This is a genomic window from Clavibacter sp. VKM Ac-2872 (assembly GCF_015351105.1).
In the GTDB taxonomy this organism is placed as follows: Bacteria; Actinomycetota; Actinomycetes; order Actinomycetales; family Microbacteriaceae; genus Clavibacter.
In genome coordinates this window covers 1,940,938-1,965,983 of record NZ_JADKRR010000001.1, presented here as the reverse complement: position 1 = coordinate 1,965,983, position 25,046 = coordinate 1,940,938, and the positions used below count along the sequence as shown (strand labels likewise).

General features: G+C 74.2%; 25 protein-coding genes. 23 read left to right on the top strand and 2 right to left on the bottom strand.

From position 1 onward, the window contains the following. Positions 1–80: 80 nt before the first annotated feature. Together ITJ40_RS09250 and ITJ40_RS09245 are read right to left on the bottom strand one after the other, a co-directional pair. Positions 81–1,313 carry a DUF349 domain-containing protein gene (locus tag ITJ40_RS09250; protein WP_194666730.1) on the bottom strand — a complete coding sequence of 411 codons (1,233 nt, stop codon included), beginning with the start codon at positions 1,311–1,313 and terminating at the stop codon, positions 81–83. 207 nt (positions 1,314–1,520) lie between these two features. After that, the gene (locus ITJ40_RS09245; protein ID WP_194666729.1) at positions 1,521–1,832 is read right to left on the bottom strand and encodes a dioxygenase; all 312 of its coding nucleotides are present in this window, start codon (positions 1,830–1,832) and stop codon (positions 1,521–1,523) included. A gap of 73 nt (positions 1,833–1,905) precedes the next feature. On the opposite strand from ITJ40_RS09245, the gene ITJ40_RS09240 reads away from it, so the two are divergent. From ITJ40_RS09240 to ITJ40_RS09130, 23 genes are all read left to right on the top strand, one after another. Beyond that, positions 1,906–3,324, top strand: a complete 1,419-nt coding sequence (locus tag ITJ40_RS09240; protein WP_194666728.1) for a replication-associated recombination protein A — start codon at positions 1,906–1,908, stop codon at positions 3,322–3,324. Between the two features lie 247 nt (positions 3,325–3,571). Continuing rightward, positions 3,572–4,201 (top strand): 30S ribosomal protein S4, encoded by a 630-nt coding sequence (gene rpsD / locus ITJ40_RS09235; RefSeq protein WP_012038492.1) that lies wholly within the window; start codon positions 3,572–3,574, stop codon positions 4,199–4,201. 192 nt (positions 4,202–4,393) lie between these two features. Then, the gene (locus ITJ40_RS09230; RefSeq protein WP_194666727.1) at positions 4,394–4,615 is read left to right on the top strand and encodes a hypothetical protein; all 222 of its coding nucleotides are present in this window, start codon (positions 4,394–4,396) and stop codon (positions 4,613–4,615) included. A gap of 5 nt (positions 4,616–4,620) precedes the next feature. After that, the gene (gene alaS, locus ITJ40_RS09225; protein ID WP_194666726.1) at positions 4,621–7,278 is read left to right on the top strand and encodes an alanine--tRNA ligase; all 2,658 of its coding nucleotides are present in this window, start codon (positions 4,621–4,623) and stop codon (positions 7,276–7,278) included. Continuing rightward, positions 7,278–7,763 carry a Holliday junction resolvase RuvX gene (gene ruvX, locus ITJ40_RS09220; RefSeq protein ID WP_194666725.1) on the top strand — a complete coding sequence of 162 codons (486 nt, stop codon included), beginning with the start codon at positions 7,278–7,280 and terminating at the stop codon, positions 7,761–7,763. Before alaS ends, ruvX begins: the two co-directional genes overlap by 1 nt. Before the next feature lie 160 nt (positions 7,764–7,923). Further along, complete coding sequence (mltG, locus tag ITJ40_RS09215; RefSeq protein ID WP_228511889.1) at positions 7,924–9,294, top strand: endolytic transglycosylase MltG; 1,371 nt, start codon at positions 7,924–7,926, stop codon at positions 9,292–9,294. Beyond that, positions 9,287–10,171 carry a shikimate dehydrogenase gene (locus ITJ40_RS09210; RefSeq protein ID WP_194666724.1) on the top strand — a complete coding sequence of 295 codons (885 nt, stop codon included), beginning with the start codon at positions 9,287–9,289 and terminating at the stop codon, positions 10,169–10,171. Before mltG ends, ITJ40_RS09210 begins: the two co-directional genes overlap by 8 nt. Before the next feature lie 86 nt (positions 10,172–10,257). After that, the gene (aroC, locus tag ITJ40_RS09205) at positions 10,258–11,496 is read left to right on the top strand and encodes a chorismate synthase (protein ID WP_194666723.1); all 1,239 of its coding nucleotides are present in this window, start codon (positions 10,258–10,260) and stop codon (positions 11,494–11,496) included. Positions 11,497–11,498: 2 nt separating this feature from the next. After that, positions 11,499–11,990, top strand: a complete 492-nt coding sequence (locus tag ITJ40_RS09200; RefSeq protein WP_194666722.1) for a shikimate kinase — start codon at positions 11,499–11,501, stop codon at positions 11,988–11,990. Continuing rightward, on the top strand, positions 11,987–13,102 hold the full coding sequence (aroB, locus tag ITJ40_RS09195; RefSeq protein WP_194666721.1) for a 3-dehydroquinate synthase: 1,116 nt from the start codon (positions 11,987–11,989) through the stop codon (positions 13,100–13,102). Before ITJ40_RS09200 ends, aroB begins: the two co-directional genes overlap by 4 nt. Then, positions 13,099–13,881: an SDR family oxidoreductase gene (locus ITJ40_RS09190; protein ID WP_194666720.1), complete on the top strand. Its 783-nt coding sequence runs from the start codon at positions 13,099–13,101 to the stop codon at positions 13,879–13,881. The genes aroB and ITJ40_RS09190 overlap by 4 nt, the downstream gene beginning before the upstream one ends. Before the next feature lie 31 nt (positions 13,882–13,912). Next, positions 13,913–14,353, top strand: a complete 441-nt coding sequence (locus ITJ40_RS09185; RefSeq protein ID WP_194666719.1) for a type II 3-dehydroquinate dehydratase — start codon at positions 13,913–13,915, stop codon at positions 14,351–14,353. A 114-nt stretch (positions 14,354–14,467) separates the two neighbouring features. Then, positions 14,468–15,031, top strand: a complete 564-nt coding sequence (gene efp, locus ITJ40_RS09180) for an elongation factor P (RefSeq protein ID WP_194666718.1) — start codon at positions 14,468–14,470, stop codon at positions 15,029–15,031. 4 nt (positions 15,032–15,035) lie between these two features. Next, positions 15,036–15,449, top strand: coding sequence for a transcription antitermination factor NusB (gene nusB, locus ITJ40_RS09175; protein ID WP_194666717.1), 414 nt, complete (start codon positions 15,036–15,038; stop codon positions 15,447–15,449). A 112-nt stretch (positions 15,450–15,561) separates the two neighbouring features. Beyond that, a complete protein-coding gene (locus ITJ40_RS09170; protein WP_194666716.1) occupies positions 15,562–16,431 on the top strand; it encodes an ABC transporter ATP-binding protein in 870 nt (289 codons plus the stop codon). Between the two features lie 85 nt (positions 16,432–16,516). After that, complete coding sequence (locus ITJ40_RS09165) at positions 16,517–17,566, top strand: aliphatic sulfonate ABC transporter substrate-binding protein (protein WP_194666715.1); 1,050 nt, start codon at positions 16,517–16,519, stop codon at positions 17,564–17,566. Next, the gene (locus tag ITJ40_RS09160) at positions 17,563–18,411 is read left to right on the top strand and encodes an ABC transporter permease (RefSeq protein WP_194666714.1); all 849 of its coding nucleotides are present in this window, start codon (positions 17,563–17,565) and stop codon (positions 18,409–18,411) included. The genes ITJ40_RS09165 and ITJ40_RS09160 overlap by 4 nt, the downstream gene beginning before the upstream one ends. A gap of 73 nt (positions 18,412–18,484) precedes the next feature. After that, positions 18,485–20,527, top strand: a complete 2,043-nt coding sequence (gene acs, locus ITJ40_RS09155) for an acetate--CoA ligase (RefSeq protein ID WP_194666713.1) — start codon at positions 18,485–18,487, stop codon at positions 20,525–20,527. A 78-nt stretch (positions 20,528–20,605) separates the two neighbouring features. Continuing rightward, positions 20,606–21,499: a GNAT family N-acetyltransferase gene (locus ITJ40_RS09150; protein ID WP_194666712.1), complete on the top strand. Its 894-nt coding sequence runs from the start codon at positions 20,606–20,608 to the stop codon at positions 21,497–21,499. Positions 21,500–21,588: 89 nt separating this feature from the next. Continuing rightward, entirely contained in the window at positions 21,589–22,167 is a 579-nt protein-coding gene (pyrR, locus tag ITJ40_RS09145; RefSeq protein WP_194666711.1) for a bifunctional pyr operon transcriptional regulator/uracil phosphoribosyltransferase PyrR, read from the top strand. Further along, on the top strand, positions 22,164–23,120 hold the full coding sequence (locus tag ITJ40_RS09140; RefSeq protein WP_194666710.1) for an aspartate carbamoyltransferase catalytic subunit: 957 nt from the start codon (positions 22,164–22,166) through the stop codon (positions 23,118–23,120). The genes pyrR and ITJ40_RS09140 overlap by 4 nt, the downstream gene beginning before the upstream one ends. Further along, positions 23,117–24,520: a dihydroorotase gene (locus tag ITJ40_RS09135; RefSeq protein WP_194666709.1), complete on the top strand. Its 1,404-nt coding sequence runs from the start codon at positions 23,117–23,119 to the stop codon at positions 24,518–24,520. Before ITJ40_RS09140 ends, ITJ40_RS09135 begins: the two co-directional genes overlap by 4 nt. After that, the gene (locus ITJ40_RS09130) at positions 24,517–25,044 is read left to right on the top strand and encodes a hypothetical protein (RefSeq protein WP_194666708.1); all 528 of its coding nucleotides are present in this window, start codon (positions 24,517–24,519) and stop codon (positions 25,042–25,044) included. The genes ITJ40_RS09135 and ITJ40_RS09130 overlap by 4 nt, the downstream gene beginning before the upstream one ends. Positions 25,045–25,046 lie beyond the last annotated feature (2 nt).

Sequence of the window (25,046 nt, the reverse complement as noted above, 5' to 3'; positions counted from 1 at the left end):
CATCGTCGGCGGCCGGACGGACGACGGCCCGGGATCCTGTGGAGGATCCCGGGCCGTCGCCGGGCTGCGCAGGGGTCGAGCTACGAGCCGAGCGCGTCCAGCCAGACGCGGCGGGCGGCGAGGGCCTCCTCGGCGTCCTTGATGCGTCGCGCATCGCCGTCGGCCTTGGCCGCGTCGAGCTCGCGCTGGAGCTTGTCGATGGCGGCGCCGAGCTGCGAGGCGAGGCCCTCGGAGCGCGCCTTCGTCTCCGGGTTGTTCTTGCGCCAGAACTCCTCGTCCAGCGTGCGCACGTGGGACTCGACCTTGCGGAGGCGGTCCTCGACGGTCTTGACGCTGTCGCGCGGCACGCGGCCGATCGCGTCCCAGCGCAGCTGGACGGCGGTGAGCTTGTCGCGCGCCGCGGTGCGCTCCGTGATCTGGAGGATCGGCTCGGCCTCGTCGAGGAGGGCCAGCTTGGCCTGGAGGTTGGCCTGCTGCTCCTCGTCGTCCGCGGCGTCGACCTCCGCCTTGGCGCCGTACAGCACGTCGCCCGCGGCCTTGAACTGCGCCCAGAGCGCGTCGTCGTAGCGCTTGCCCGCGCGCCCGGCGAGCTTCCACTCGTCGAGGAGCCGGCGGTAGGCGGGGATGCCGCCGACGCCCTGCGGCTCGAGCGCGCGCGCCTGCTCGACGATCGCCTGCTTCTTCGAGCGGGCGTCCTTGTGGGCGTTGTCGAGCTCGGCGAAGAACGCCTTGCGCTCGGTGTCGATGGTGGACCGCGCGGTGCGGAAGCGCTTCCAGAGCTCGTTGGCCTCGTTCTTGGGCAGACGGGGCCCCGTCTGCTGGTGCTGCTGCCAGCGAGCGAACAGCGCGTCGACCTCGGCGGTCAGCTGCTTCCACTGGACCTTCGAGAAGTCCTGGGTCGCGAGGCGCTCGGTCTCCTCGACGATGGCGGTGCGCTCGGCGATGGCGCCCTGCACCACCTGCCGCTGCTCCTCGCCCTGCTTCTCGGTGAGCTCGCCGACCGTGGCGGCGAGGACGTCGAGCCGCGCGCGGAGCGCGGCGAGGTCGCCGACGGCGTTCGCGCCGTCCACGGCCTCGATGAGGTGCGCGACGGCCTTCGACACGTCGGCGGCGGGGGCGCCGCGCTTGGCGCGCTGCTCGAGGAGCGTCACCTGCCCCGCGAGATCGGTGAACTTGCGCTGGAAGTAGGCCAGCGCCTCCTCGGGGGTCCCGTCGGGGTATTGGCCGACGGCACGTTCGCCGTCGCCCTCGCGCAGGAAGACGGTGCCCGTCTCGTCGACGCGGCCCCAGGGGGTCTGATCGTTGTCAGCCACGGATTTCACCTTGTTCGTAGGACCGGCCGGACCGGTGCGGAGACGTGCACGTCAGCCTAGAGCACGCCCTCCGCGGGGGATCGTCCCGTGGCGGGCGCTGGCTGACCTGTCGATCATGCCCCAGGGCGGGGCGGGCCTGCGTGGGCGCGACGCCGATCGACCTCGGCTCGCAGACGCTCGTGAGGACCGACCGGCCGGATCGGCGGCTCAGGGCGTCGGGGTCGCCTCCGGCGCGGGGGTGGGGTCGGCGGTCGGCGCGACGTCCGGCGTCGTGGGTGCGGGGGCGTCGGGGGATGCGGGCGTGGAGGACGCGGGCACCGGTGCGGGAGCGCCGGGGCCCGCCTCGTACGCGAGCTGCGCGCCGATCGCGAGCGCGGCCACGACGATCACGGCGACGATCGCGACCACGTCATCGCGGCGGCGGCGGCGGACGGCGCGGGCGTGGAGCTCCTGGCGGGCCGCGTAGCGGCGGAGCCGGGCCTGCGCCTCACGGGCTGCGCGGTCGTTCTTGGGGGCCACGGCGTCCTCACGGTCGGTCCCGCCCGAGGCGGCGGTACGGGAACCATAGCCGGTCGCGCCTACCATCGAGATCATGACCGACACGCGACCGGGCCTCCGTTCGGGGGCGACGCCCCTGGCCGTCCGGATGCGTCCTCGCAGCCTCGACGAGGTCACGGGGCAGCGCCACCTCCTGACGCCCGGCTCGCCCCTCGTGAGCCTCGCGTCGGACGTGGCGGGGGAGCAGGGGTCGGTCTCGATCATCCTGTGGGGCCCGCCCGGGACGGGCAAGACGACGCTCGCGCAGGCGATCGCGCACGGATCCAGCCGCCGCTTCGTCGAGCTCTCGGCGGTGACCGCGGGCGTCCGCGACGTGCGGCAGGTGATGGAGAAGGCGCTCAGCGACCGCGACCTCTTCGGCGTCTCGACCGTGCTCTTCCTCGACGAGATCCACCGCTTCACCAAGGCCCAGCAGGACGCGCTGCTGCCGGGCGTGGAGAACGGGTGGGTGATCCTCATCGCGGCCACCACCGAGAACCCGTCCTTCTCCGTCATCTCGCCGCTGCTGTCCCGCAGCCTGCTGCTGACCCTCGAACAGCTCGACGACGACGACCTCGGCGTCCTCGTGGACCGCGCCGTCGCCGATGACCGCGGCCTCGGCGGGCGGTTCGCGCTCGACGATGACGCGCGGGCCATGATCATCCGGCTCGCGTCCGGGGACGCCCGACGTGCGCTGACGGCGCTCGAGGCGGCGGCGGTGTCGGCGCAGGCGGACGCGTCGGGCCGGGCGCGCGCGGCTGCCGCGGAGGACGACGAGGACGACGACGAGCGGGAGCCCGGCGATGCCGCTCCCGCCGAGGATCCGGCGCCCGCGCCCGTCCCCATCTCGACGGAGCAGGTCGCGCTCGCGGTCGACCGGGCGCTGCTCCGCTACGACCGCAACGGCGACGAGCACTACGACGTCATCAGCGCCTTCATCAAGTCGATCCGCGGCTCCGACGTCGACGCCGCGCTGCACTACCTGGCCCGCATGATCGAGGCGGGGGAGGACCCGCGCTTCATCGCTCGGCGGATCATCGTCTCGGCCTCCGAGGACATCGGGCTCGCCGACCCGCAGGCGCTCGTCGTCGCGGTCGCCGCCGCCGACGCGGTGCAGCTCATCGGCATGCCCGAGGGCCGGATCCCGCTGGCCCAGGCGGTCGTGCACCTCGCCACGGCGCCCAAGTCGAACGCCTCCTACCTCGGCATCGACCAGGCCATCGCCGACGTGCGGGCCGGCGCGTTCGGCCGCGTGCCCCTGCACCTCCGCGACGCCCACTACCCGGGCGCGAAGCGGCTCGGCCACGGCAAGGGCTACCGCTATCCGCACGACGCGGACATCGGCGTCGTGACGCAGCAGTACCTGCCGGACGAGCTCGTGGGCCGCACCTACTACTCGCCGACGCAGCACGGGCACGAACGCGACCTCTCGGCGCGGCTCGAGAAGCTGCGGCGCATCGTCCGCGGCGGGTGACGCCGGCGCGGCGCACCCCCGGATCCGCGCCGATCGCGTGCTACGCTTGCTGACGCCTCAATCGGGTGTCGCGTGCGGCTGCGTCGACATCATGATCAAGGGACACGTCCTGTAGCCGGACGACCCGTGGCGAATCCCTCTACTTCCGCAGGACCCGCATCAGCGGGATCGATCGTCGCGCGCCCATGCGTGTGCGCGGACGCCCTGCATCATCCGTAGTCAGAGACTTTCTCCCTGGAAGGAAAACGTGTCCACCAAGTCACGCACCCGCAGCAAGACCCGCCTCTCCCGCGCGCTGGGCATCCCGCTCACGCCGAAGGCGGCCAAGTACCTCGAGAAGCGCCCCTACGCGCCGGGCGAGCACGGCCGGTCCAAGCGCAAGCAGGACAGCGACTACGCCGTCCGCCTCCGCGAGAAGCAGCGTCTGCGCGCCCAGTACGGCATCCGCGAGGCCCAGCTCAAGATCGCCTTCCAGGAGGCGCGTCGCACGCAGGGCCTGACCGGTGAGAACCTCGTCGAGATCCTCGAGCAGCGCCTCGACGCGCTCGTCGTCCGCTCCGGCCTCGCGCGCACCACGGCGCAGGCCCGCCAGCTCGTCGTGCACCGCCACATCATGGTCGACGGCAAGATCGTCGACCGCCCCTCCTTCCGCGTGAAGGCCGGCCAGATGATCCACGTCAAGCCGCGCTCCGAGGGCACCGAGCCCTTCCAGGTCGCCGCCGCCGGCGGTCACGCCGACGTGCTGCCGAAGCTCCCCTCGTACCTCGAGGTCGAGCTCGACAAGCTCCAGGCCCGCCTGGTGCGCCTGCCGAAGCGCGCCGAGGTCCCCGTGACCTGCGAGGTCCAGCTGGTCGTCGAGTACTACGCGGCCCGCTAGAACCCGTACACCGTCCGCGAGGCGGGTCGCCCATCCGGGCGGCCCGCCTCGCGGCGTATCCGGGGGAGGCGGGGGCGTGCTCGACCTCGTCCGGTGCCGCCGAGCCGCCGGGTGCCGGGACGGCGGCCGGTAGGATCGCCCTCGGCCCCCGTGGCCGCGCACCGGCACGACGTCTCCCGGAAGGGGAACCCCATGAAGAACCTCGTCCTCATCGCCGTGGGGGTCCTCCTCGGCTTCGCCGTGGCCCACATCGTCGACCGCACGCCGGCCGGGCACCGCCTGTTCCAGGACGTGGACGCCCGGGCCCGCCGCTTCGGCGAGGCCGTCGAGCACGGGTACCGCCGCCGCGAGGCCGAGCTCCGCTCCGCCGTGGGCGAGGCCGAGGACACCATCACCGAGCTGGGAAAGCAGTAGACCGCATGCAGACCGCAGACATCCGCAACGCCTGGCTGACGTACTTCGGCGACCGGGGGCACACCGTCGTGCCGTCGGCGTCGCTCGTGAGCGAGGACCCCACGCTGCTGTTCACGGTGGCCGGCATGGTGCCGTTCGTGCCGTACCTCACGGGCGTCGTGCCCGCGCCGTTCGCCCGGGCCACGAGCGTCCAGAAGTGCATCCGCACGCTCGACATCGAGGAGGTCGGCCGCACGCCCCGCCACGGCACCTTCTTCCAGATGAACGGCAACTTCTCCTTCGGCGACTACTTCAAGGAGCAGGCCATCGCGTACGCGTGGGAGCTGCTCACGACGAGCGAGGCCGACGGCGGCCTCGGCTTCTCTCCCGACGACCTCTGGGTCACCGTGTACCACGAGGACGACGAGGCCCGGCAGGCGTGGAAGCGCGTCGCGGGTCTCCCGGACGAGCGGATCCAGGGCCTCGGCCGCGACACGAACTACTGGCACACCGGGCAGCCCGGCCCCGCCGGCCCCTGCTCGGAGATCTTCTTCGACCGCGGCCCGGCGTACGGCGTCGACGGCGGACCGGCGACGGACGACGACCGGTACGTGGAGATCTGGAACCTGGTCTTCATGCAGTACCTCCGCGGAGCCGGCACGGGCAAGAGCGACTTCGAGATCCTCGGCGACCTGCCGCAGCGGAACATCGACACCGGCATGGGGCTCGAGCGCGTCGCATTCATCAAGCAGGGCGTCGAGAACATGTACGAGATCGACCAGGTGCGCCCGGTCCTCGACCGCGCGGCCGAGCTCGCGGGCCGCCGCTACGGCGCCGACCACGAGGACGACGTGCGCATGCGCATCGTCGCCGACCACGTGCGCTCCTCCCTCATGCTCATGTCCGACGGCGTGCGGCCGTCCAACGAGGGGCGCGGCTACATCCTCCGCCGCCTCATGCGCCGCACCGTGCGCGGGATGCGCCTCATGGGCGTGGACACCGCGACGTTCGGCGAGCTGTTCCCCGCGTCGCGCGACGCGATGAAGGCCGCCTACCCCGAGGTGTCGGACGACTTCGACCGCATCTCCCGCCTCGCGTACGCGGAGGAGGAGACCTTCCTGCGCACGCTCTCCGGCGGCACGACGATCCTCGACGTGGCCGTCGGCGAGACGAAGGCGGCCGGCGGCGAGCGGATCGCCGGCGACACCGCGTTCCTCCTGCACGACACGTTCGGCTTCCCCATCGACCTCACGCTCGAGATGGCCGAGGAGAACGGCCTCACGGTCGACCGCGAGGCCTTCGACCGGCTGATGCTGGAGCAGCGCACGCGCGCCAAGGCCGACGCGAAGTCGAAGAAGACCGCTCTGGCCGACCTCACCGTCTACAGCGAGTTCCGCGCGGCCGGCGAGACGCGCTTCACCGGGTACGACGAGCTGGAGACCGGGACGACGATCCTCGGCCTCATCGTCGGCGGCCACAGCGTCGACCACGCGGTCGCGGGCGACATCGCGGAGGTCATCCTCCCCGCGACGAGCCTCTACGCGGAGTCCGGCGGCCAGGAGGCCGACGCGGGCAGCATCGTCGGGAACGGCTTCGACCTCGAGGTGCTCGACGTGCAGAAGCCCGTGAAGGGCCTCATCAGCCACCGCGTGCAGGTCCGCTCGGGCGAGGTCGGGGTCGGCGCCGCCGCCACCACCGTCGTCGACGCCGACTGGCGCCGCGGCGCCACGCAGGCGCACTCGGGCACGCACCTCGTGCACGCCGCCCTCCGCCAGGTGCTCGGCCAGGACGCGCACCAGTCCGGCTCGTACAACCGGGCCGGGTACATGCGGCTCGACTTCGCGTGGAACCAGGCGCTGAGCCCCGAGACCCGCAGCGAGATCGAGGACATCGCGAACGGCGCGGTGCGCGACGACCTGCAGGTCGTGACGCGCGTCATGCCGATCGACGAGGCCAAGCAGCTCGGCGCCATGGCGCTGTTCGGCGAGAAGTACGGCGACACCGTGCGCGTGGTCGACATCGGCGGCCCGTGGTCGCGCGAGCTGTGCGCCGGCACGCACGTGTCCTCCAGCGCGCAGATCGGCCTCATCAACGTCGTGGGGGAGTCGTCGGTCGGATCCACGAACCGCCGCATCGAGTCGCTCGTCGGCCGCGAGGCGTTCCAGGACCTGGCCGTCGAGCGCGCCATCGTGTCGCAGCTCACCTCGAGCCTGAAGACGCCGCGCGAGCAGCTGCCCGACCGCATCGCCGACCTCATGCAGAACCTCAAGACCGCGGAGCGGCGCATCGCCGACTTCGAGGCGCAGGCGCTGCAGCAGCGCGTGCCGGCGCTCCTCGCACAGGGATCGCGCGTCGGAGCCGTGACGCTCATCCAGGAGTCGCTCGGTAGCGTCCGCTCGGCCGACGAGGTGCGCCAGCTCGTGACGCTCGTGCGCGAGCGCGCGGGGTCCGAGCCCGTCGTGGTCGCCCTCGCGGGCGACGCGGGAGGCAAGCCGACGGTCATCGTGGCCACCAACCAGGCCGCGCGCGACGCGGGCGCCAAGGCCGGGCAGCTCGCCCGGGCGGCGGCTGCGGTGCTCGGCGGCGGCGGGGGCGGCAAGGACGACCTCGCGCAGGGCGGCGGATCCGACGTCACCGCCATCGGCGACGCGCTGGCCGCGGTCCGCCTGGCCCTCGAGTCCTGATGCGGATCGGATCCCGGCTCGCGGTCGACGTGGGGAAGGCCCGCGTCGGCCTCGCCCGGTCGGATCCGCACGGGCTGATCGCGACCCCCGTCGAGACCGTCCCGCGCGACGCCGGCGGCTCCGCGGACGTGCGGCGGATCCTCGAGGTCGCCGCCGAGATCGACTGCACCGAGCTCATCGTGGGACTGCCGCTCGCGCTCTCGGGCCGGGTGACCGCCTCCACGGACGACGCCGAGGGGTTCGCGCGGCGGCTCGCCGACGCCACCGACACGCCCGTGCGGCTGGTCGACGAGCGGCTCTCGACGGTCTCCGCCCAGGGCGCCCTGCGCGCCTCGGGCAGAGGGTCCCGTAAGCAGCGGCCCGTGATCGACCAGGTGGCGGCGGTTATAATCCTTCAACACGCGCTCGACACCGAGCGCGCCGCCGGCTCCCCACCCGGTGCTCTCGTCCCGAGGAACCGAGTCGATCCTGACCGACACGCCTGAGACCGATCCCACCCGACGCGCCACGGCGGCCGCGGGTGGCGGTGGCGACCCCTTCGAGAGCCTCTTCGGCGACCACGTCGCCGAGTCCCCGGCGCCCGCCGCGCCCGCGCCCGCTCCCGCTCCGCGCGGCGACGGACCCGGCATCGGGACGGGTGCGCCCATGACGCGACGCGAGCTGCGCGCGCTGAGGGAGGCGGCCGAGGCGCAGGCCGCGGCGTCCGCACCCGCTCGGGTCGATGCCCCGCGGCCGACGGCGGCCGACGAGCGCCCCGTCCGCCGGGCGACCGAGCCCGCGTCCTCGGCCGCCGTTCCGCGTCCCGTGTCCGAGGAGCGGCCGCGCGCCTCCTCGGCGACCGTGCCGACCTCCGCGGGTGCCGCTCGGACCACGCCGACCCCGCTCACGCCGACCCGCGCGACGACGGACGACGGACGAGGGACGCCGCCGCGCCGTGCGGCCCCCGTCGCCCCGAAGCCGAAGCGACGCCACCCCAAGTGGCCGTACGTGGTGGTCCTGCTCGTCGCGCTGTTCGGCGGCGCGGGCGTGATCGCGACCTCGATGTTCGGCCCCGTGGTCTCGGCGCTGCTGACGCCGGCCGCGCCCACCGACTACGACGGCGACGGCACCGGCGAGGTGCAGGTGGTCGTCAAGACGGGCGACACCGGCAGCACCATCGGCGACACGCTCGCCGCGCAGGATGTCGTGAAGACGTCGAAGGCGTTCTACCGGGCCGTCGTCGCCTCCGGCGGCGAGGTCGTCTTCCAGCCGGGGACCTACACGCTGCGGAAGCAGATGAGCGCGGCGTCCGCGCTCGCGATGCTGCAGGACCCCGCCAGCCAGATCCAGGCCAAGGTCACCATCCCCGAGGGCCAGACGGTCGCGCAGGCCTTCGAGCTCATCGCGGAGGGCACCGGCACGCCCGTGGCCGACCTCGAGGCCGCGGCCGCGGATCGCGCCGCCCTCGGCATCCCCGCCGAGGCGCCGAACATCGAGGGGTACCTCTTCCCGGCCACGTACGACTTCCCGCCCGGCACGTCCGCGACGGACATGGTCAAGGCGATGGTGAGCCGCACCTTCCAGGCGCTCGACCAGGCGGGCGTCGCGACCGCCGACCGCCACCGCGTCCTCACGCTCGCCGCGCTCATCCAGAAGGAGGCCCGCTTCGAGGGCGACTTCTACAAGGTGTCGCGCGTCTTCCAGAACCGCATCGCGATCGGCATGCCGCTGCAGTCGGACGCGACCGTCGCCTACGGCGCGAACTCGGTCGGCCGCGTGACCACCACGGACGCCGAGCGCGCCGACGACAACCCCTGGAACACCTACGTGCACACGGGACTCCCGATCGGCCCCATCTCCAACCCCGGCGACCTCGCGATCAAGGCCGCGATCGCCCCCGCGGACGGCCCGTGGCTGTACTTCGTCACCGTCAACACCATCACGGGCGACACCGTCTTCTCCCAGACGTACGAGGAGCACCAGAAGGCCGTCGCGCAGTGGCAGCAGTTCATGAAGGACAACCCGGGCAATGGCTGATCCGCGGACGCCGGCCGTGCGGCTGGCGGTCCTCGGCAGCCCCATCGCGCACTCGCTGTCGCCGCGGCTGCACGGGGCGGCCTACGACGTCCTCGGGCTCGACTGGTCCTACGAGGCGGTCGAGTGCACGGGGGCGGACCTCGGCGGGTTCGTCGCGGGCCTCGGATCCGGCTGGCGCGGACTCTCGCTGACGATGCCGCTCAAGCGCGACGTCCTGCCGCTCCTCGACCTGATCGACGACACCGCCCGCCTCGCGGGCGCCGCGAACACGCTGCTGCTCGACGGCGACGGCGGGGTGCGGCGCCGCGGCGCGAACACGGACGTGGCGGGCATCGTCCGGGCGTTCGCGATGGCCGGCATCGAGCGCGGCGGGCGCGCGGTCGTGCTGGGCGCCGGATCCACCGCGCGCTCGGCCCTCGTGGCGCTGGCCCGCATGGGCGCGCGGGAGGTGGTGGTCGCGGCCCGCCGTCCCGCGCAGGGCCGGGAGCTCGCGCCCCTGGCCGACGAGCTGGGCCTCGCGCTCCGGGCCGTGTCGCTCGCGGACGCGGTGGACGCGCTCCGCGACGCCGACACCGTGATCAGCACCCTCCCGGGCGACGCCGCCGCGGCCGTGCCCCTTCCCGCCGCCGTGCCCGAGCGGGCCGTGCTCCTCGACGTGACGTACGCGCCGTGGCCCACCGGCATCGCCACCGGGTGGGGGCGCGCGGGCGGTCGCGTCGTGCCGGGGATCGACATGCTCGTGCACCAGGCGCTCGACCAGGTGCGCCTGTTCGCCCATGGCGACGACGCCCGGCCGCTGCCGGGCGAGGAGCGCGTGCTGGCGGCGATGCTCGCGAGCGTCGGTCGGGATCCCGGGAAGCCCTGGACGGGAGCCTGACCCGCGGACCGGATGCTGTCGCTGCGGGAGGCCCGGAGGGGATCGTGCTCGCCGGTCCGACCCTGCCGCTGTGGGAGGATGGGGCCATGCTGCGTTGGCTCACCGCCGGGGAATCCCACGGCCCCGAACTCATCGCCGTCCTGGAGGGCCTGCCCGCGGGTGTGCCCGTCAGCCTCGACGGCATCCGCGCCGACCTCGCCCGTCGCAAGCTCGGCTACGGCCGCGGTGCGCGCATGGCGTTCGAGCAGGACGAGCTGAGCCTCTCCACCGGCGTGGTCCACGGGCGGACGCTCGGCAGCCCCATCGCCGTGCGCATCGGCAACACGGAGTGGCCCAAGTGGGTCGACATCATGAGCCCCGAGCCGGTGGATCCCGAGAAGCTGCAGGGCGCGCGCGCCGCGGCCCTCACGCGTCCCCGCCCCGGTCACGCCGACCTGGTGGGCATGCAGAAGTACGACTTCGACGAGGCGCGTCCCGTGCTGGAGCGCGCGAGCGCCCGCGAGACCGCGGCCCGCGTGGCGCTCGGCGCCGTGGCGCGCGCGTTCCTGGCGGAGCTCGGGATCACGCTCGTCAGCCACACGCTCGCGATCGGTCCCGTCCGCGTGCCCGAGGGCGCGCCGCTGCCGACGCCCGCCGACGTCGACGCCCTGGACGCGGATCCGCTGCGCTGCTTCCACCCCGACACGAGCGCGCGCATGGTCGCCGAGGTCGACGACACCAAGCAGAGCGGCGACACGGTCGGCGGCGTCGTCGAGGTCCTCGCGTACGACCTGCCGCCCGGCCTCGGCTCGCACGTCCACTGGGATCGCCGGCTCGACTCCAAGCTCGCGGCCGCGCTCATGGGCATCCAGGCGATCAAGGGCGTCGAGGTGGGCGACGGCTTCCTCACGACCACGCGTCGCGGATCCGAGGCGCACGACGAGCTGTTCTCCACGGACGCCGGCATCGGCCGGTCCACGGACCGCGCCGGCGGCACGGAGGGCGGCATGTCGACGGGCACGGTCCTCCGCGTCCGCGCGGGCATGAAGCCCATCGCGACCGTGCCGCGTGCCCTCCGCACCATCGACACCGCCACGGGCGGCGCGGCCCCCGCGAACCACCAGCGTTCCGACGTGTGCGCCGTGCCCGCCGCGGGCGTCGTCGCCGAGGCCATGGTCGCGCTGACGCTCGCCGACGCCGTCCTGGAGAAGTTCGGCGGCGACTCCGTGGGCGAGACCCGTCGCAACCTCCGCGGCTACCTCGACGCGATCCCCGAGGGCCGGCGCACGGGCGCCGACCTCGTGGACGAGGCGGACGCCGCGCCGCCCGCGCCTCCCGAGGCCTGAGCGTGCCGGTCGTCCTGATCGGCCCGCCCGGCGCGGGCAAGACCACGGTCGGCCGCCGTGTGGCGAAGGGCCTGGGGCTGCCGTTCACCGACACGGACCGGGCGATCGTCGACGCGCACGGATCCATCGCCGACATCTTCCGCGAGCACGGCGAGCCGCGGTTCCGCGAGCTCGAGCGCGACGCGGTCGCCGCCGCCCTCGCGGACGACGGCGTCGTCTCGCTCGGCGGCGGAGCCGTCCTCGACCCCGCGACGCGCGCCGACCTCGCGTCGTGCGGAGTGGTCCTGCTCACCGTGAGCGAGCACGCCGTGCGCGCGCGGATCCGCGGACACGACCGCCCGCTCGTCGACGGCCTCGACAGCTGGCGCCGCATCGTCGCCGACCGCGAGGAGCTCTACCGCTCGCTCGCCGACCTGACCATCGACACCTCCGACCGCCCGCTCCCGCGCATCGCCCGCGAGATCGAGCGCTTCGCCCGGGAGAGGCAGCCATGACCGAACCGACCCCCACCGCGACCCCCGCCGTCGAACCGGACGCGCCCACCGTCATCCGCGTGTCCGGCACGCCGGGCTACGACGTGACCGTGGGGCGCGGCCTCGTCGCCGGCGTGGGCGCGCTGCTCGGCCCGCGCGTGCGCAAGGTGCTCATCGTGCACGCGCCCGCCCTCGCCGAGGAGGCGTCGCGGCTCCGCGAGCGCCTGCAGGGCGACGTCGAGGTCTACCTCGCCGAGGTGCCGGACGCGGAGGGCGCCAAGCGCGTCGAGGTCGCGGCGTTCTGCTGGAAGATCATGGGCACCACCGACTTCACGCGCTCGGACGCCGTGATCACGCTCGGCGGCGGCGCCACGACCGACCTCGGCGGGTTCGTCGCGGCGACGTGGCTGCGCGGCGTGATGCTCATCCAGATCCCGACGACGGTGCTCGCCATGGTCGACGCGGCCGTGGGCGGCAAGACCGGCATCAACACGTCCGAGGGCAAGAACCTCGTCGGCGCCTTCTACGCGCCGACCGCGGTGATCGTGGACCTCGACCTGCTCGCGACCCTGCCGCGGAACGAGCTGGTCACGGGCTTCGCGGAGATCGTGAAGGCCGGGTTCATCGCCGTGCCCGAGATCCTGGACATCATCGAGCAGGACGTGGCGCGCGTCACGGATCCGACGAGTCCCGAGTTCCGCCGCGTCGTCGAGCTGGCCATCGCGATGAAGGCCGAGGTCGTGGGGGAGGACTTCACGGAGAAGGGCCGCCGCGAGATCCTCAACTACGGGCACACGCTCGGCCACGCCATCGAGCACGCCGAGCGCTACCGCTGGCGGCACGGCGCGGCCGTCGCTGTCGGCATGGTCTTCGCGGCGGAGCTCTCGCGCCTCACGCGCTCGCTGTCCGACGAGGCGGTCGACCGGCACCGGCGGATCCTCGACTCGCTCGACCTCCCCACCAGCTACCCCGTCGGCCGCTGGCCCACGCTCGTCGCGAGCATGAAGCGCGACAAGAAGGCGCGCGGCGACATGATGCGGTTCATCGTGCTCGACGGCGTCGGCCGGGCGAGCGTGCTCAACGGGCCCGAGGAGGCGCTGCTGTTCGCGGCGTACCAGGAGATCGGGTCGTGACGGATCCCGCGCATCCCGAGGCGCCCCGGCCCGTCGCCCTCGTCACGGGCGTCGGGCGGGTCGCCGGGCTCGGCGCGGCCATCGCGGAGGACCTCGCGCTCGGCGGCTGGGACGTCGCCTTCTCGTACTGGTCCGCCTACGACGCGCGCAAGGCCTGGGGTCCGCAGCCCGACGACCCCGCGCGGGTCGCCGAGGCCGTCGCGCGCGCCGGCGGACGCGCGCACGCGATCGAGGCCGACCTCATGGACACCGACGCGGCCGAGCGGATCCTCGAGGCCGCCGAGCAGGCGCTCGGACCCGTCACGGCGCTCGTCCTCTCGCACGCCGAGGGGGTCGACAGCTCGCTGCTGGCGACGAGCGTCGAGAGCCTCGAGCGGCACCTCGCCGTGAACGTGCGGGCGTCGCTGCAGCTGATCCAGGGCTTCGCGCGCCGCTACCGTGCGGTCCCGGGAGCCGGCCGCATCATCGCGCTCACGAGCGACCACGTCGTGGGCAACGTGCCCTACGGCGCCAGCAAGGCCGCGCTCGACCGCATCGTCATCGCGGCGGCGCGCGAGCTCGAGGACGCGCGGATCACGGCGAACCTCGTCGACCCGGGACCCATCGACACGGGCTGGTTCACGCCCGAGATCCGGGCGCACCTGCGGGAGACGACGCCACGCGGCCGTCTCGCCGAGCCCCGGGACGCCGCCGCGCTCGTCTGCTTCCTCGCCTCGGCCGAGGGCGGCTGGATCAACGGCCAGCGCATCCGCTCGGACGGCGGCCAGAGCGTCGGCTGAGCGGGCCGGGGCCGCGCCCTAGGCTGGTCGCATGTCACGCGTGCTCGTCCTCAACGGCCCCAACCTCGGACGGCTCGGCAGCCGCGAGCCCGACGTGTACGGCACGGGCCACCTGGACGCCCTCCGCCGGGAGCTCATGGACTTCGCGCCCGACGACGTCGAGATCGACCTCCGCCAGACCGACGACGAGGCGACCCTCATCGGCTGGCTGCACGAGGCCGTCGACACCCGGGCGCCCGTGATCATGAACCCGGCCGCCTTCACGCACTACTCGTACGCGCTCCGCGACGCCGCGGCGCTCGTGACGAAGGCCGGCATCCCGCTCATCGAGGTCCACATCTCGAACCCGCACGCGCGCGAGGAGTTCCGGCACACCAGCGTCATCTCGCCCGTCGCGACGGGCGTCATCGCCGGGTTCGGCTTCGGCTCGTACCTCCTCGCCCTCGCGCACGTCGTGACCGGCACCCGATAGGCTGGTCCCTCAGGAAAGCCGCACGCGCCCACCGGGCCCCCGCGGCACCTCGCGCGCCGGCACCTCTCGCCGCCGCCGCATCCCGCTCGTCGAACAGGCAAGGACCCTCCCCGCATGGCCTCTACCGCTGACATCAAGAACGGCGTCGTCCTCAACATGGACGGCCAGCTGTGGACCGTCATCGAGTTCCAGCACGTGAAGCCGGGCAAGGGCGGCGCGTTCGTGCGCACCAAGGTCAAGAACGTGATGAGCGGCAAGGTCGTCGACCGCACGTTCAACGCGGGCGCGAAGATCGAGACCGAGACGGTCGACCGCCGCGACTTCCAGTACCTCTACGCCGACGGCGAGAACTTCGTGTTCATGGACACGAGCGACTACGACCAGATCACGCTGTCCGCGGCGCAGGTCGGCGACGCGAAGAACTACATGCTCGAGAACCAGAACGTGACCGTGGCGCTGCACAACGGCGAGGGGCTCTACGTCGAGCTGCCCGCGTCCGTCGTGCTCACCATCACGTACACGGAGCCGGGCCTGCAGGGCGACCGCTCCACGGGCGGCACGAAGCCCGCGACGGTCGAGACCGGGCACCAGATCCAGGTCCCGCTCTTCCTCGAGCAGGGCACGCGCGTCAAGGTGGACACCCGCACGGGCGACTACCTCGGCCGCGTCACCGACTGACCCCGTGAGCGCACGCACCAAGGCGCGCAAGCGCGCCCTCGACGTCCTCTACGTCGCGGACATCCGCGGCGAGTCCATCCCCGCGACCCTCGCCGTCGAGCAGCAGCGCGCCGCCGCCGAGCCCGACCGCCAGGCGTCGTGGCAGTACGCCCGCGAGATCGCCGAGGGGTTCGTGGAGCACCAGGACGAGATCGACGAGCTCATCGAGACGTACTCGGTGAACTGGACCCTCGCCCGCATGCCCGCCGTCGACCGCGCGATCCTGCGCATCGGCATCTGGGAGATCCTCTTCAACACGGACGTGCCCGACGGCGTCGCGATCTCGGAGAGCGTCGACCTCGCGTCGTCGCTCTCGACGGACGAGTCCGCGTCGTTCGTGAACGGCATGCTCGCCCGGATCGCGGCCGCGCAGGCCTGACCCTCGGCACGGTCCGCCCGATCGTGCCCCCTCCGTTACGCCGCGTGTCGTCTCGCGACGGCGTGTGACGCGGGGTGGGACGGGTCGGCGCGCGTCGACCTAGCGTCGGGTCATGCCCGTCACCGTCACCGCCACGCACCGCGATCCCGCGACGCCCGCCCCGGCCGACGTCCGCGCGGATCCCGAGCCCGGCTCGGCCGGCGCCGTCGCGCTCCGCGGGGTCGGCCGGTCCTTCCCGATCGACGGCGGCCGCGGCACGCGCGTCGTGCTGCGCGACGTGGACCTCGACCTCGCGGCCGGCGACGTCGTCGCGATCCTCGGCCCCTCCGGCTGCGGAAAGTCGACCCTCCTCCGCCAGGTGAGCGGGCTCGACCGGCCCGATGCCGGCTCCCTCCTGATTGACGGCACGCCCGTCCGCGACGTCGACCAGCGCTCGGCGGTCGCCTTCCAGGAGCCCCGGCTGCTGCCCTGGCGCACGCTCCGCGCCAACGTGCGCCTCGGCCTCCCGCGCGACGTGCCGCCGGCCGAGGGCGACGCCCGGGTGCGCGACCTGCTGGAGCTCACGGGCCTCGCCGAGGCGGCCGACCTCCGTCCGCGGCAGGTCTCCGGCGGCATGGCGCAGCGCGCGTCGCTCGCCCGCGCGCTCGCCCGGCGACCCCGCGTGCTCGTGCTCGACGAGCCGTTCGGCGCGCTCGACGCCCTCACGCGGCTGCGGATGCAGGACCTCCTCCTCGACGTGCACGCCGCGATCCCCACGACCGTCCTCCTCGTCACGCACGACGTCGACGAGGCCCTGCACCTGGCCGACCGCGTGGTGCTGCTGGGGCCGGATCCCGCGCCCGGCGCCGCGCCGGGCGCGACCGTCCGCCGTGTGCTCGACGTGCCGGGCGCCCGCCCGCGCGACCGCGGCGACGCGACCCTGGCCGCGCTCCGCGCCGAGCTGCTCGAGGGGCTCGGCGTGCCGGGCCATCGGGCCGGCTGATCCGCCGCGGCAGTGGCCGCCGCCTCCGACCCGCATCCATCCCGCTTCCCACCGCCCCGATCCGACACCGCACCGAGGACCCACCGTGACCCGTCTCCTGCCCCGCCGATCCGCCCCCGTCGTCGCGCTCGCGACCGCCGCCGTCCTGCTCCTGGCCGGCTGCGCCGCCGGCGAGGGCTCGTCCGTCGCGCCCGCCCCGGCCGCTGCTGGAGGCTGGAGCGCCGACACGCTCACGGTCGACTGGGCGACCTACAACCCGCTCAGCCTCATCGTGAAGGACCAGGGGCTGCTCGAGGCGCGCCTGGGATCCGCGGTGAAGGTCGACTGGGTGCAGTCCGCCGGGTCCAACAAGGCCAACGAGCTGCTGCGGGCGGGCGCCGTCGACGTGGGCTCCACCGCCGGATCCGCCGCGCTGCTCGCGCGCGCCAACGGCTCGCCCATCCGCACGATCGACGTGTACTCGCAGCCGGAGTGGACGGCGATCGTCGTGCCGAAGGGCTCGCCCATCACGAGCGTCGACCAGCTCCGTGGCGCCGACATCGCCGCCACCAAGGGCACCGACCCGTACTTCTTCCTCCTGCAGACGCTGGATCAGGCGGGCGTCCCCGCCTCGGACGTCACCATCCAGAACCTCCAGCACGCCGACGGCCGCGCCGCGCTCGAGAACGGCGCGGTCGACGCGTGGGCCGGGCTCGACCCGCTCATGGCGGCGAGCGAGGCGCAGGCGGGATCCACGCTGCTGTACCGGAACGTCGACTTCGCGACCTACGGGTTCCTGAACGCCACGCAGTCGTTCCTCGACGCGTCGCCGGACCTCGCGCAGGCCGTCGTCGACGCGTACGAGGAGGCGCGCGCGTGGGCCGTCGCGCACCCGGACGAGACGGCGGCGATCCTCGCGCAGGCGGCCGCCATCGACCCCGGCGTCGCGACCTCCGTGATCGACCGCACGAACCTGGGCGTGGATCCGGTGCCCGGCGACGCGCAGCGCGCCGTGCTGGAGCGCGTCGGCCCGATCCTCGTGGCCTCGGACGACGTGGAGGACCAGGGGCAGGTGGACACCGCGCTCGACGAGCTGTTCGAGCCGCGGTTCGCCGAGGCCGCGGATCCCGCGGCCGCTGCCGGGACCGCCGGATGACCGCCGTCGATCATGCTCCCGTCGCCCGCGACGCCGGTGCGCCGCTCGACGCCCGCCCGGATCGCCCCCGGCGGGACGGCGCCCGCTCCGCCCGCGCCGCGCTGACCCGCACGGCCGTCGGCTTCGTGGTGCCCGCCCTCGTCGTCGGGCTGTGGGCGGTCGTCACCGCGACGGGCGCCGTGCCCGCCCATCTGCTGCCCGCGCCGCTCGACGTCGTGCGCGCGGGCGTCCAGCTCGCCGAGCAGGGGATCCTCGGGCCCTACGTCGCCATCTCGCTGCAGCGCGTGCTGCTGGGCTTCGCGCTGGGGGCCACGGTGGGCCTCGTGCTCGGCGCCGTCGTCGGCCTCTCCCGCGTCGGCCGGCTCCTCCTCGCCCCGACCGCGGGCGCGTTCCGCACGGTGCCGTCGCTCGCGTGGGTGCCGCTGCTGCTGCTCTGGATGGGGATCAACGAGGACTCCAAGGTCACGCTCGTCGCGATCGGCGCCCTGTTCCCCGTGTACACGACGGTCGCCGGCGCGCTCCGGCACGTGGACCCGCACCTCGTGGAGGTGGGGCGCGCCTTCGGGCTCACGCGGATCCCGCTGCTCGTCACCGTGCAGCTCCCCGCCGTGCTGCCCGCCGTCGTCTCGGGGCTCCGGCTCGCGCTCGCGCAGTCGTGGCTGTTCCTCGTGGCGGCGGAGCTGCTCGCCGCGTCGATGGGGCTCGGCTACCTGCTCACGGAGTCGTCCGCGAACGGGCGCGTCGACCGGGTGCTGCTCGCGATCGTGCTGCTCGCGGTGCTGGGCGCCGCCACCGACGCCGTCGTGGGGCTCGTCGAGCGGGTGCTCGTCCGCCGCTGGGGCTGACGCCCGCCGCCTCCGTGTCGCCCTGTGACGTCCCGGTTCCGGATCCCGGCCGCGTCGCACGTAGCGTCGGCGCATGACCTCGCAGCGCACCGAGCAGGCCGAGTCCGCCGCCACCGACGAGGACGCCGCCGCGCCCGTCGAGCAGGCGCTCTTCCCACCGCCGGCGTCCCTCGCGGCGTCCGCCAACGTGACGGCCGAGGCGTTCGCCCGGGCCGACGCGGATCCGGTCGCCTTCTGGGAGGAGGCCGCCCGCCGCCTCGACTGGGAGACGCCCTGGGAGACCGCGCACACGTGGATCCCGCCGCTCGCCGCCGACGGCACCCCGCAGGTCCCCGCCGCCACCTGGTTCGCGGGCGGGCGGCTCAACGTGGCCGCGAACTGCGTGGACCGCCACGTCGCCGCGGGCCGGGGCGAGACGGTCGCGCTGCACTTCGAGGGCGAGCCGGGGGACCGCCGCACCGTCACCTACCGCGACCTGCAGGAGGAGGTGTCGCGCGCCGCCAACGCCCTCACGGCGCTCGGCATCGGGCCGGGCGACCGCGTCGTGATCTACCTGCCCGTGCTCGTGGAGACGATCGTCGCCACGCTCGCCGTCGCCCGCATCGGCGCCGTGCACTCGCTCGTGTTCGGCGGCTTCTCCGCGGAGGCCCTGCGGTTCCGCGTCGAGGACACGGGCGCGAAGCTCCTCATCACGAGCGACGGCCAGAACCGCCGCGGCACAGCGGTCGCCACCAAGCCGCAGGCCGACGAGGCCGTCGCCGGTGTCGCGTCGATCGCGCACGTGCTCGTCGTCCGCCGCACCGGACAGGACGTGCCGTGGACGCCGGGACGCGACGTGTGGTGGCACGACGCCGTGGGATCCGCCTCTCCGCTGCACGAGCCCCGGGCGTTCGACGCCGAGCACCCGCTCTTCATCATCTACACGTCGGGGACGACCGGCCGCCCCAAGGGGCTCGTGCACACCTCCGGCGGCTACCTCACGCACGCGTCGTGGGCGCACTGGGCCCACTTCGACGCGAAGCCCGACGACGTGCACTGGTGCACGGCGGACCTCGCCTGGGTCACCGCGCACACCTACGAGATCTACGGGCCGCTCTCCAACGGGCTCACGCAGGTGATCTACGAAGGCACGCCCGACACGCCCCACCGCGGGCGGCACCTCGAGATCATCGAGCGGTACGGGGTCACGACCTACTACACGGCGCCCACGCTCATCCGCTCGCTCATGGGCTGGTTCCCCGACGGCGTCGCCGGGCACGACCTCTCGAGCGTGCGGCTGCTGGGGTCGGTGGGGGAGGCGATCAACCCCGCGGCCTGGCGCTGGTTCCACCGCGAGATCGGCGGGGGATCCGCGCCCGTCGTCGACACGTGGTGGCAGTCCGAGACCGGGGCCGCCGTCATCGCCCCGCTGCCGGGCGTCGCGACCCTCAAGCCCGGCGCCGCCGGCCGCGCCCTGCCCGGGTTCCGCGTGGACGTGGTCGACGACGACGGCGCGCCCACCGCGCCCGGGGAGTCCGGGCTGCTGGTGATCCAGCGCCCCTGGCCCGGCATGGCCCGCACCGTGTGGGGCGATCCCGACCGCTACCGCCGCGCGTACTGGGAGCGGTTCGCCGACCGCGGCTGGTTCGTCGCGGGCGACGGCGCCCGGCGCGACGCCGACGGCGACATCGCGCTGCAGGGCCGGATCGACGAGGTCGTCAACGTCTCCGGGCACCGCCTCTCCACCATCGAGATCGAGTCGGCGCTCGTCGCGCACCCGCGCGTGGGGGAGGCCGGCGTCACGGGCGTGGCCGACGACCTCACCGGCCAGCGCGTGGTCGCGTTCGTCGTGCCGCGCGGCGACGACCGGCCCGCGGACGACGACGCGGACGGGTGGGCGGCGCTCGCCGCGGAGCTGGGGCCCGTGCTCACGGCGCACGTCGCGCGCGCGATCGGGCCGGTCGCGAAGCCGCGCCGGATCGTCGCGGTGCCGGACGTGCCCAAGACGCGCTCGGGCAAGATCATGCGCCGCCTCCTCGCCGACCTCGTCGAGGGCCGCACCCTCGGCGACGCCACGAGCCTGCAGGACGCCGCCGTGCTCGGCCGGATCCGCGCGGTGCTCGACGCGTCGCGCTGACGGACACCGCGGCCCGTCGAGCAGGGGACCGTGCTCCGAGGGGTGGTCCTGGCGTCGCCCGGGTGATGGGATGAGGACATGTCCATCGTCCTCACTTCCCCCGGTCCGGACGAGCTCGGTCCTGTCGTGGACGCGCTCCGGCGATGGCAGCGCGACGATGCGCCCGTTCAGCTCCACCCGGGCGACATCGGCTGGGCGGAGCGGCACGGGTCGCGTGCGGTCGCCGACGCGCTCCGCGTCTGGCGCGACGACGGCCGGATCGTGGCGATCGGGTTCCTCGACGGGCCTGGCCTCCTCCGGACGACGGTGGCGCCGCAACGGTGGTCGGACCCGGCGCTCGCCGACGTCGTGCGGGCGGACATCGCGGACCCCGAGGCCGGCGTGCTGCCCGTCGGTCGGGCATCCGTCGAGATCCCCGCGGGCACGGCACTCGACGCGGCCCTCGCCACCTCCGGCTGGTCGGCGGGCGAGGCGTGGACCCCCCTGGTGCTCGATCTCTCCGAGCCCGTTCGGATCCCGGGCGGGCTCCGCGTCGAGCGCGTCGTGCCCGGTGCCTCTTCCGCGTTCACGGCCGTCCACCGGTCCGCGTGGGCCAACGCGACCTTCACCGACGCGCAGTGGGCGACCATGGCGTCCGGCGTCACCGCCCGTCGCGAGACAGGTGCCGACACGGCGTCGATGGTGTGCCTCCTCGGCCGCGACCCCGACGGGGTGCCCGTGGCGGGAGTCACGGTCTGGTCGGCAGGGCAGGGGCGGCCTGGCCTCCTCGAGCCGATGGGCGTGCGCGCGGACCAGCGCGGGAAGGGCCACGGCAGAGCAGTCTGCCGCGCAGCAGCGGAAGCGTTGCGCGAGCTCGGCTCCTCGGCGGCCCTCGTGTGCACGCCGAGTGACCTCCGCGGCGCCGTCGCGACGTACCGCTCGGCGGGATTCGTGGCGCTGCCCGAGCGCCGGGACCGCACCCGCGCGGCGTGACGGTGACCGACGGGCCGACACCCGCTAGAGTGACCGGCGGAACAGACCACCTTTAACATCCGTCCCGAGAGGCGGGGAAGGAGGTCGGATTGCCTCAGCGCGTCGTGCTGCAGCCCTCTGACATCACCCGTGCGCTCACGCGCATCGCCCACGAGATCCTCGAGTCGAACCGCGGCCCCGCCGGCCTGCTGCTCCTCGGCATCCCGACCCGCGGCACCGTCCTCGCCGAGCGGATCGGCCGGATCATCGCCCGCCTCGAGCCCGACGCCCCCGCCGACCTGGTGGGCTCGCTCGACGTGACGATGTACCGCGACGACCTCCAGCGGAACCCCACCCGCGCCCCCGCTCCGACGCGCCTGCCCGCCGGCGGCGTCGACGGCCGCACGGTCGTGCTGGTGGACGACGTGCTCTTCTCCGGCCGCACCGTGCGCGCCGCCCTCGACGCGATCGGCGACCTCGGCCGCCCCACGGCCGTGCGGCTCGCCGCGCTGGTCGACCGCGGCCACCGCGAGCTCCCCATCCGCGCCGACTTCGTGGGCAAGAACCTCCCCTCCAGCCTCGCCGAGCGGATCTTCGTCCGGCTCGAGGAGACCGACGGCGAGGAGTCGGTGAGCATCGCCGGCCCGGACGACGAACCCGCGACCGCGGCGGACGGGGCGACCCGATGAGGCACCTGCTCTCCACCCGCGACCTGTCCCGCGACGAGGCGGTCCACATCCTCGACGTCGCCGAGGACATGGCCGACGTCGGCACGCGCGAGATCAAGAAGACGCCCGCGCTCCGCGGCCGCACGGTCGTCAACCTCTTCTTCGAGGACTCGACCCGCACGCGCATCTCGTTCGAGGCCGCGGCCAAGCGCCTGTCGGCCGACGTCATCAACTTCAGCGCGAAGGGATCGAGCGTCTCCAAGGGCGAGAGCCTCAAGGACACGGCGCAGACGCTCCAGGCGATGGGCGCGGACGGCGTGGTCGTCCGCCACCCGTCCTCGGGCGCGCCGCACACGCTCGCCGGCAGCGGCTGGATCGACGCCGGCATCGTCAACGCGGGCGACGGCACGCACGAGCACCCCACGCAGGCGCTGCTCGACGCGTTCACCATCCGCCGCCGGCTGCACGGATCCGCCGCGCGCGGCAAGGGCCTCGACGGCACGCGCGTCGTCATCGTCGGCGACGTGCTCCACAGCCGCGTCGCCCGCTCCAACGCCTGGCTGCTCACGACGCTCGGCGCCGAGGTCACGCTCGTCGCGCCGCCCACGCTCGTGCCGGTGGGCGTCGGATCCTGGCCCGTCACCGTCCGCTACGACCTCGACGACGCGCTCACCGAGGGGAAGCCCGACGCCGTGATGATGCTGCGGATCCAGGCCGAGCGAATGCGCGCCGCCTTCTTCCCGAACCCGCGCGAGTACGCGCGCATCTGGGGCCTCGACGACGCGCGCCTCGCGCTCCTCGGGCCCGATACGATCGTCATGCACCCGGGGCCGATGAACCGCGGGCTCGAGATATCCGCCGCCGCCGCCGACTCGGAGAGGTCCACGGTGCGCGAGCAGGTCGCCAACGGCGTCTCGGTGCGCATGGCCGTCCTCTACCTCCTGCTGTCCGGCGACGGGAAGGCCGACCGATGACCCAGAACGCGATGAACGTGCACGACACCCACCTGATCCGCGGCGCGACCCTGCCCTCGGGCGAGCGCGCCGACATCCTCGTCGCCGACGGGCTCATCCGCGAGATCGGCCCCGACCTCGCGGTGCCCGAGGGCGCGCAGGTCATCGAGGCCGACGGCCTCGTCGCGCTGCCCGGCCTCGTCGACCTGCACGTGCACCTGCGCGAGCCCGGCTACGAGCAGAGCGAGACCGTGCTCACGGGATCCCGCGCCGCCGCCCTCGGCGGCTTCACCGCGGTCTTCGCGATGGCGAACACGATGCCCGTGCAGGACACCGCGGGCGTGGTCGAGCAGGTGAAGGCGCTCGGCGACGCGGCGGGGTACGCCACGGTGCGCCCCATCGGCGCCGTCTCGGTGGGCCTCGCGGGGGAATCGATGGCGGAGATCGGGGCGATGGCCTCCAGCCGCGCCGCCGTCCGCGTCTTCTCCGACGACGGGAAGTGCGTCTCCGACCCGCTGCTCATGCGCCGCGCGCTGGAGTACGTGAAGGCCTTCGACGGCGTCATCGCGCAGCACGCGCAGGACCCGCGCCTCACCGAGGGCGCCACCATGAACGAGGGCGCGCTGTCCGGCGAGCTCGGCATCACGGGCTGGCCCGCGGTCGCCGAGGAGTCGATCATCGCGCGCGACGTGCTGCTCGCCGAGCACGTCGGCTCCCGCCTGCACGTCTGCCACGTCTCCACCGCGGGGTCGGTCGACGTGATCCGCTGGGCCAAGGCCCGCGGCGTCGACGTGACCGCCGAGGTCACGCCGCACCACCTCCTCCTCACCGAGGATCTCGTCGCCGGCTACGACGCGCGCTACAAGGTCAACCCGCCGCTGCGCCGCCGCGAGGACGTGGATGCCCTCCGCGCCGCGCTCGCCGACGGCACGATCGACGTGGTCGCCACCGACCACGCGCCGCACCCGACGGAGGCCAAGGACTGCGAGTGGGACGCGGCCGCGTTCGGCATGGTGGGGCTCGAGTCCGCGCTCTCGGTCGTGCAGCTCGCCATGGTCGACACGGGCCTCCTCGACTGGCAGGGCGTCGCCCGGGTCATGTCGCATGCCCCCGCGCGCATCGGCCGGCTCGCCGAGCACGGGCACGCGCTGGCCGGCGGATCCCCGGCCGACATCACGCTCTACGACCCGGCCGCGTCGCGCGTCTTCGGGCGCGACGACCTCGGCGGGCTCAGCGGCAACTCGCCCTACCTCGAGATGACGCTGCCCGGCCGCGTCGTCGCGACCTTCCACCGCGGCTACCCGACCGTGCTCGACGGCGCGCTCGTGGACCGCGAGACCGTCGCCCGCGCCGCCGTCCTCCGCGACCGCGCGGACGCCGACGCACGCGACGCCGCCGCGACGCGGGGGAGCGTCGCATGAGCGGCCGCCTCGTGCCCGCGATCACGGTGATCGCGCTCCTCGTCCTGCTCCTCGCGCTCATGGTGCTCGGCTGGCGCGCGCGTCGGCGTCGCCAGCGCGCGCTGCCGGAGCCGCCGCGTCCGCCCGCCGGGCTCGGCGCACCCGCGCTCGAGGTCGACGTGCTCTACGTCGCCACGACCACGGCGGGGGAGCCGCTCGACCGGCTGACGGTGGCGCCCCTCGGATTCCGGGGTCGCGCCGCGGCCCGGGTGCACGACGCGGGCTTCGTGCTCGCGATCGACGGCGAGCGCGAGGTGCTCGTGCCCGCCGACCGCATCACGGGATCCGGCCTCGCGACCTACGCGATCGACCGCGTCGTGGAGGAGGGCGGCCTCGTGGCCGTCACCTGGATCCTCGACGAGGCCGCAGGCACCGCGGTCGACACGTACCTCCGGGTGATCGACCCGCGCGAGAAGACCGCGCTCGTCGACGCCCTCCAGCGGATCCCGCGCATCGCGCACGACGACGACAACGAAGGGAAGTGACC

Bases quoted from the DNA above. Each gene is read 5' to 3' on its own strand.
- efp (WP_194666718.1), top strand. From the start codon at position 14,468: ATGGCCTCTACCGCTGACATCAAGAACGGCGTCGTCCTCAACATGGAC.
- acs (WP_194666713.1), top strand. From the start codon at position 18,485: ATGACCTCGCAGCGCACCGAGCAGGCCGAGTCCGCCGCCACCGACGAG.
- ITJ40_RS09150 (WP_194666712.1), top strand. From the start codon at position 20,606: ATGTCCATCGTCCTCACTTCCCCCGGTCCGGACGAGCTCGGTCCTGTC.
- ITJ40_RS09240 (WP_194666728.1), top strand. From the start codon at position 1,906: ATGACCGACACGCGACCGGGCCTCCGTTCGGGGGCGACGCCCCTGGCC.
- alaS (WP_194666726.1), top strand. From the start codon at position 4,621: ATGCAGACCGCAGACATCCGCAACGCCTGGCTGACGTACTTCGGCGAC.
- ITJ40_RS09230 (WP_194666727.1), top strand. From the start codon at position 4,394: ATGAAGAACCTCGTCCTCATCGCCGTGGGGGTCCTCCTCGGCTTCGCC.
- ruvX (WP_194666725.1), top strand. From the start codon at position 7,278: ATGCGGATCGGATCCCGGCTCGCGGTCGACGTGGGGAAGGCCCGCGTC.
- aroC (WP_194666723.1), top strand. From the start codon at position 10,258: ATGCTGCGTTGGCTCACCGCCGGGGAATCCCACGGCCCCGAACTCATC.
- ITJ40_RS09160 (WP_194666714.1), top strand. From the start codon at position 17,563: ATGACCGCCGTCGATCATGCTCCCGTCGCCCGCGACGCCGGTGCGCCG.
- ITJ40_RS09140 (WP_194666710.1), top strand. From the start codon at position 22,164: ATGAGGCACCTGCTCTCCACCCGCGACCTGTCCCGCGACGAGGCGGTC.
- ITJ40_RS09170 (WP_194666716.1), top strand. From the start codon at position 15,562: ATGCCCGTCACCGTCACCGCCACGCACCGCGATCCCGCGACGCCCGCC.
- aroB (WP_194666721.1), top strand. From the start codon at position 11,987: ATGACCGAACCGACCCCCACCGCGACCCCCGCCGTCGAACCGGACGCG.
- ITJ40_RS09135 (WP_194666709.1), top strand. From the start codon at position 23,117: ATGACCCAGAACGCGATGAACGTGCACGACACCCACCTGATCCGCGGC.
- mltG (WP_228511889.1), top strand. From the start codon at position 7,924: ATGACGCGACGCGAGCTGCGCGCGCTGAGGGAGGCGGCCGAGGCGCAG.
- ITJ40_RS09185 (WP_194666719.1), top strand. From the start codon at position 13,913: ATGTCACGCGTGCTCGTCCTCAACGGCCCCAACCTCGGACGGCTCGGC.
- ITJ40_RS09130 (WP_194666708.1), top strand. From the start codon at position 24,517: ATGAGCGGCCGCCTCGTGCCCGCGATCACGGTGATCGCGCTCCTCGTC.
- ITJ40_RS09210 (WP_194666724.1), top strand. From the start codon at position 9,287: ATGGCTGATCCGCGGACGCCGGCCGTGCGGCTGGCGGTCCTCGGCAGC.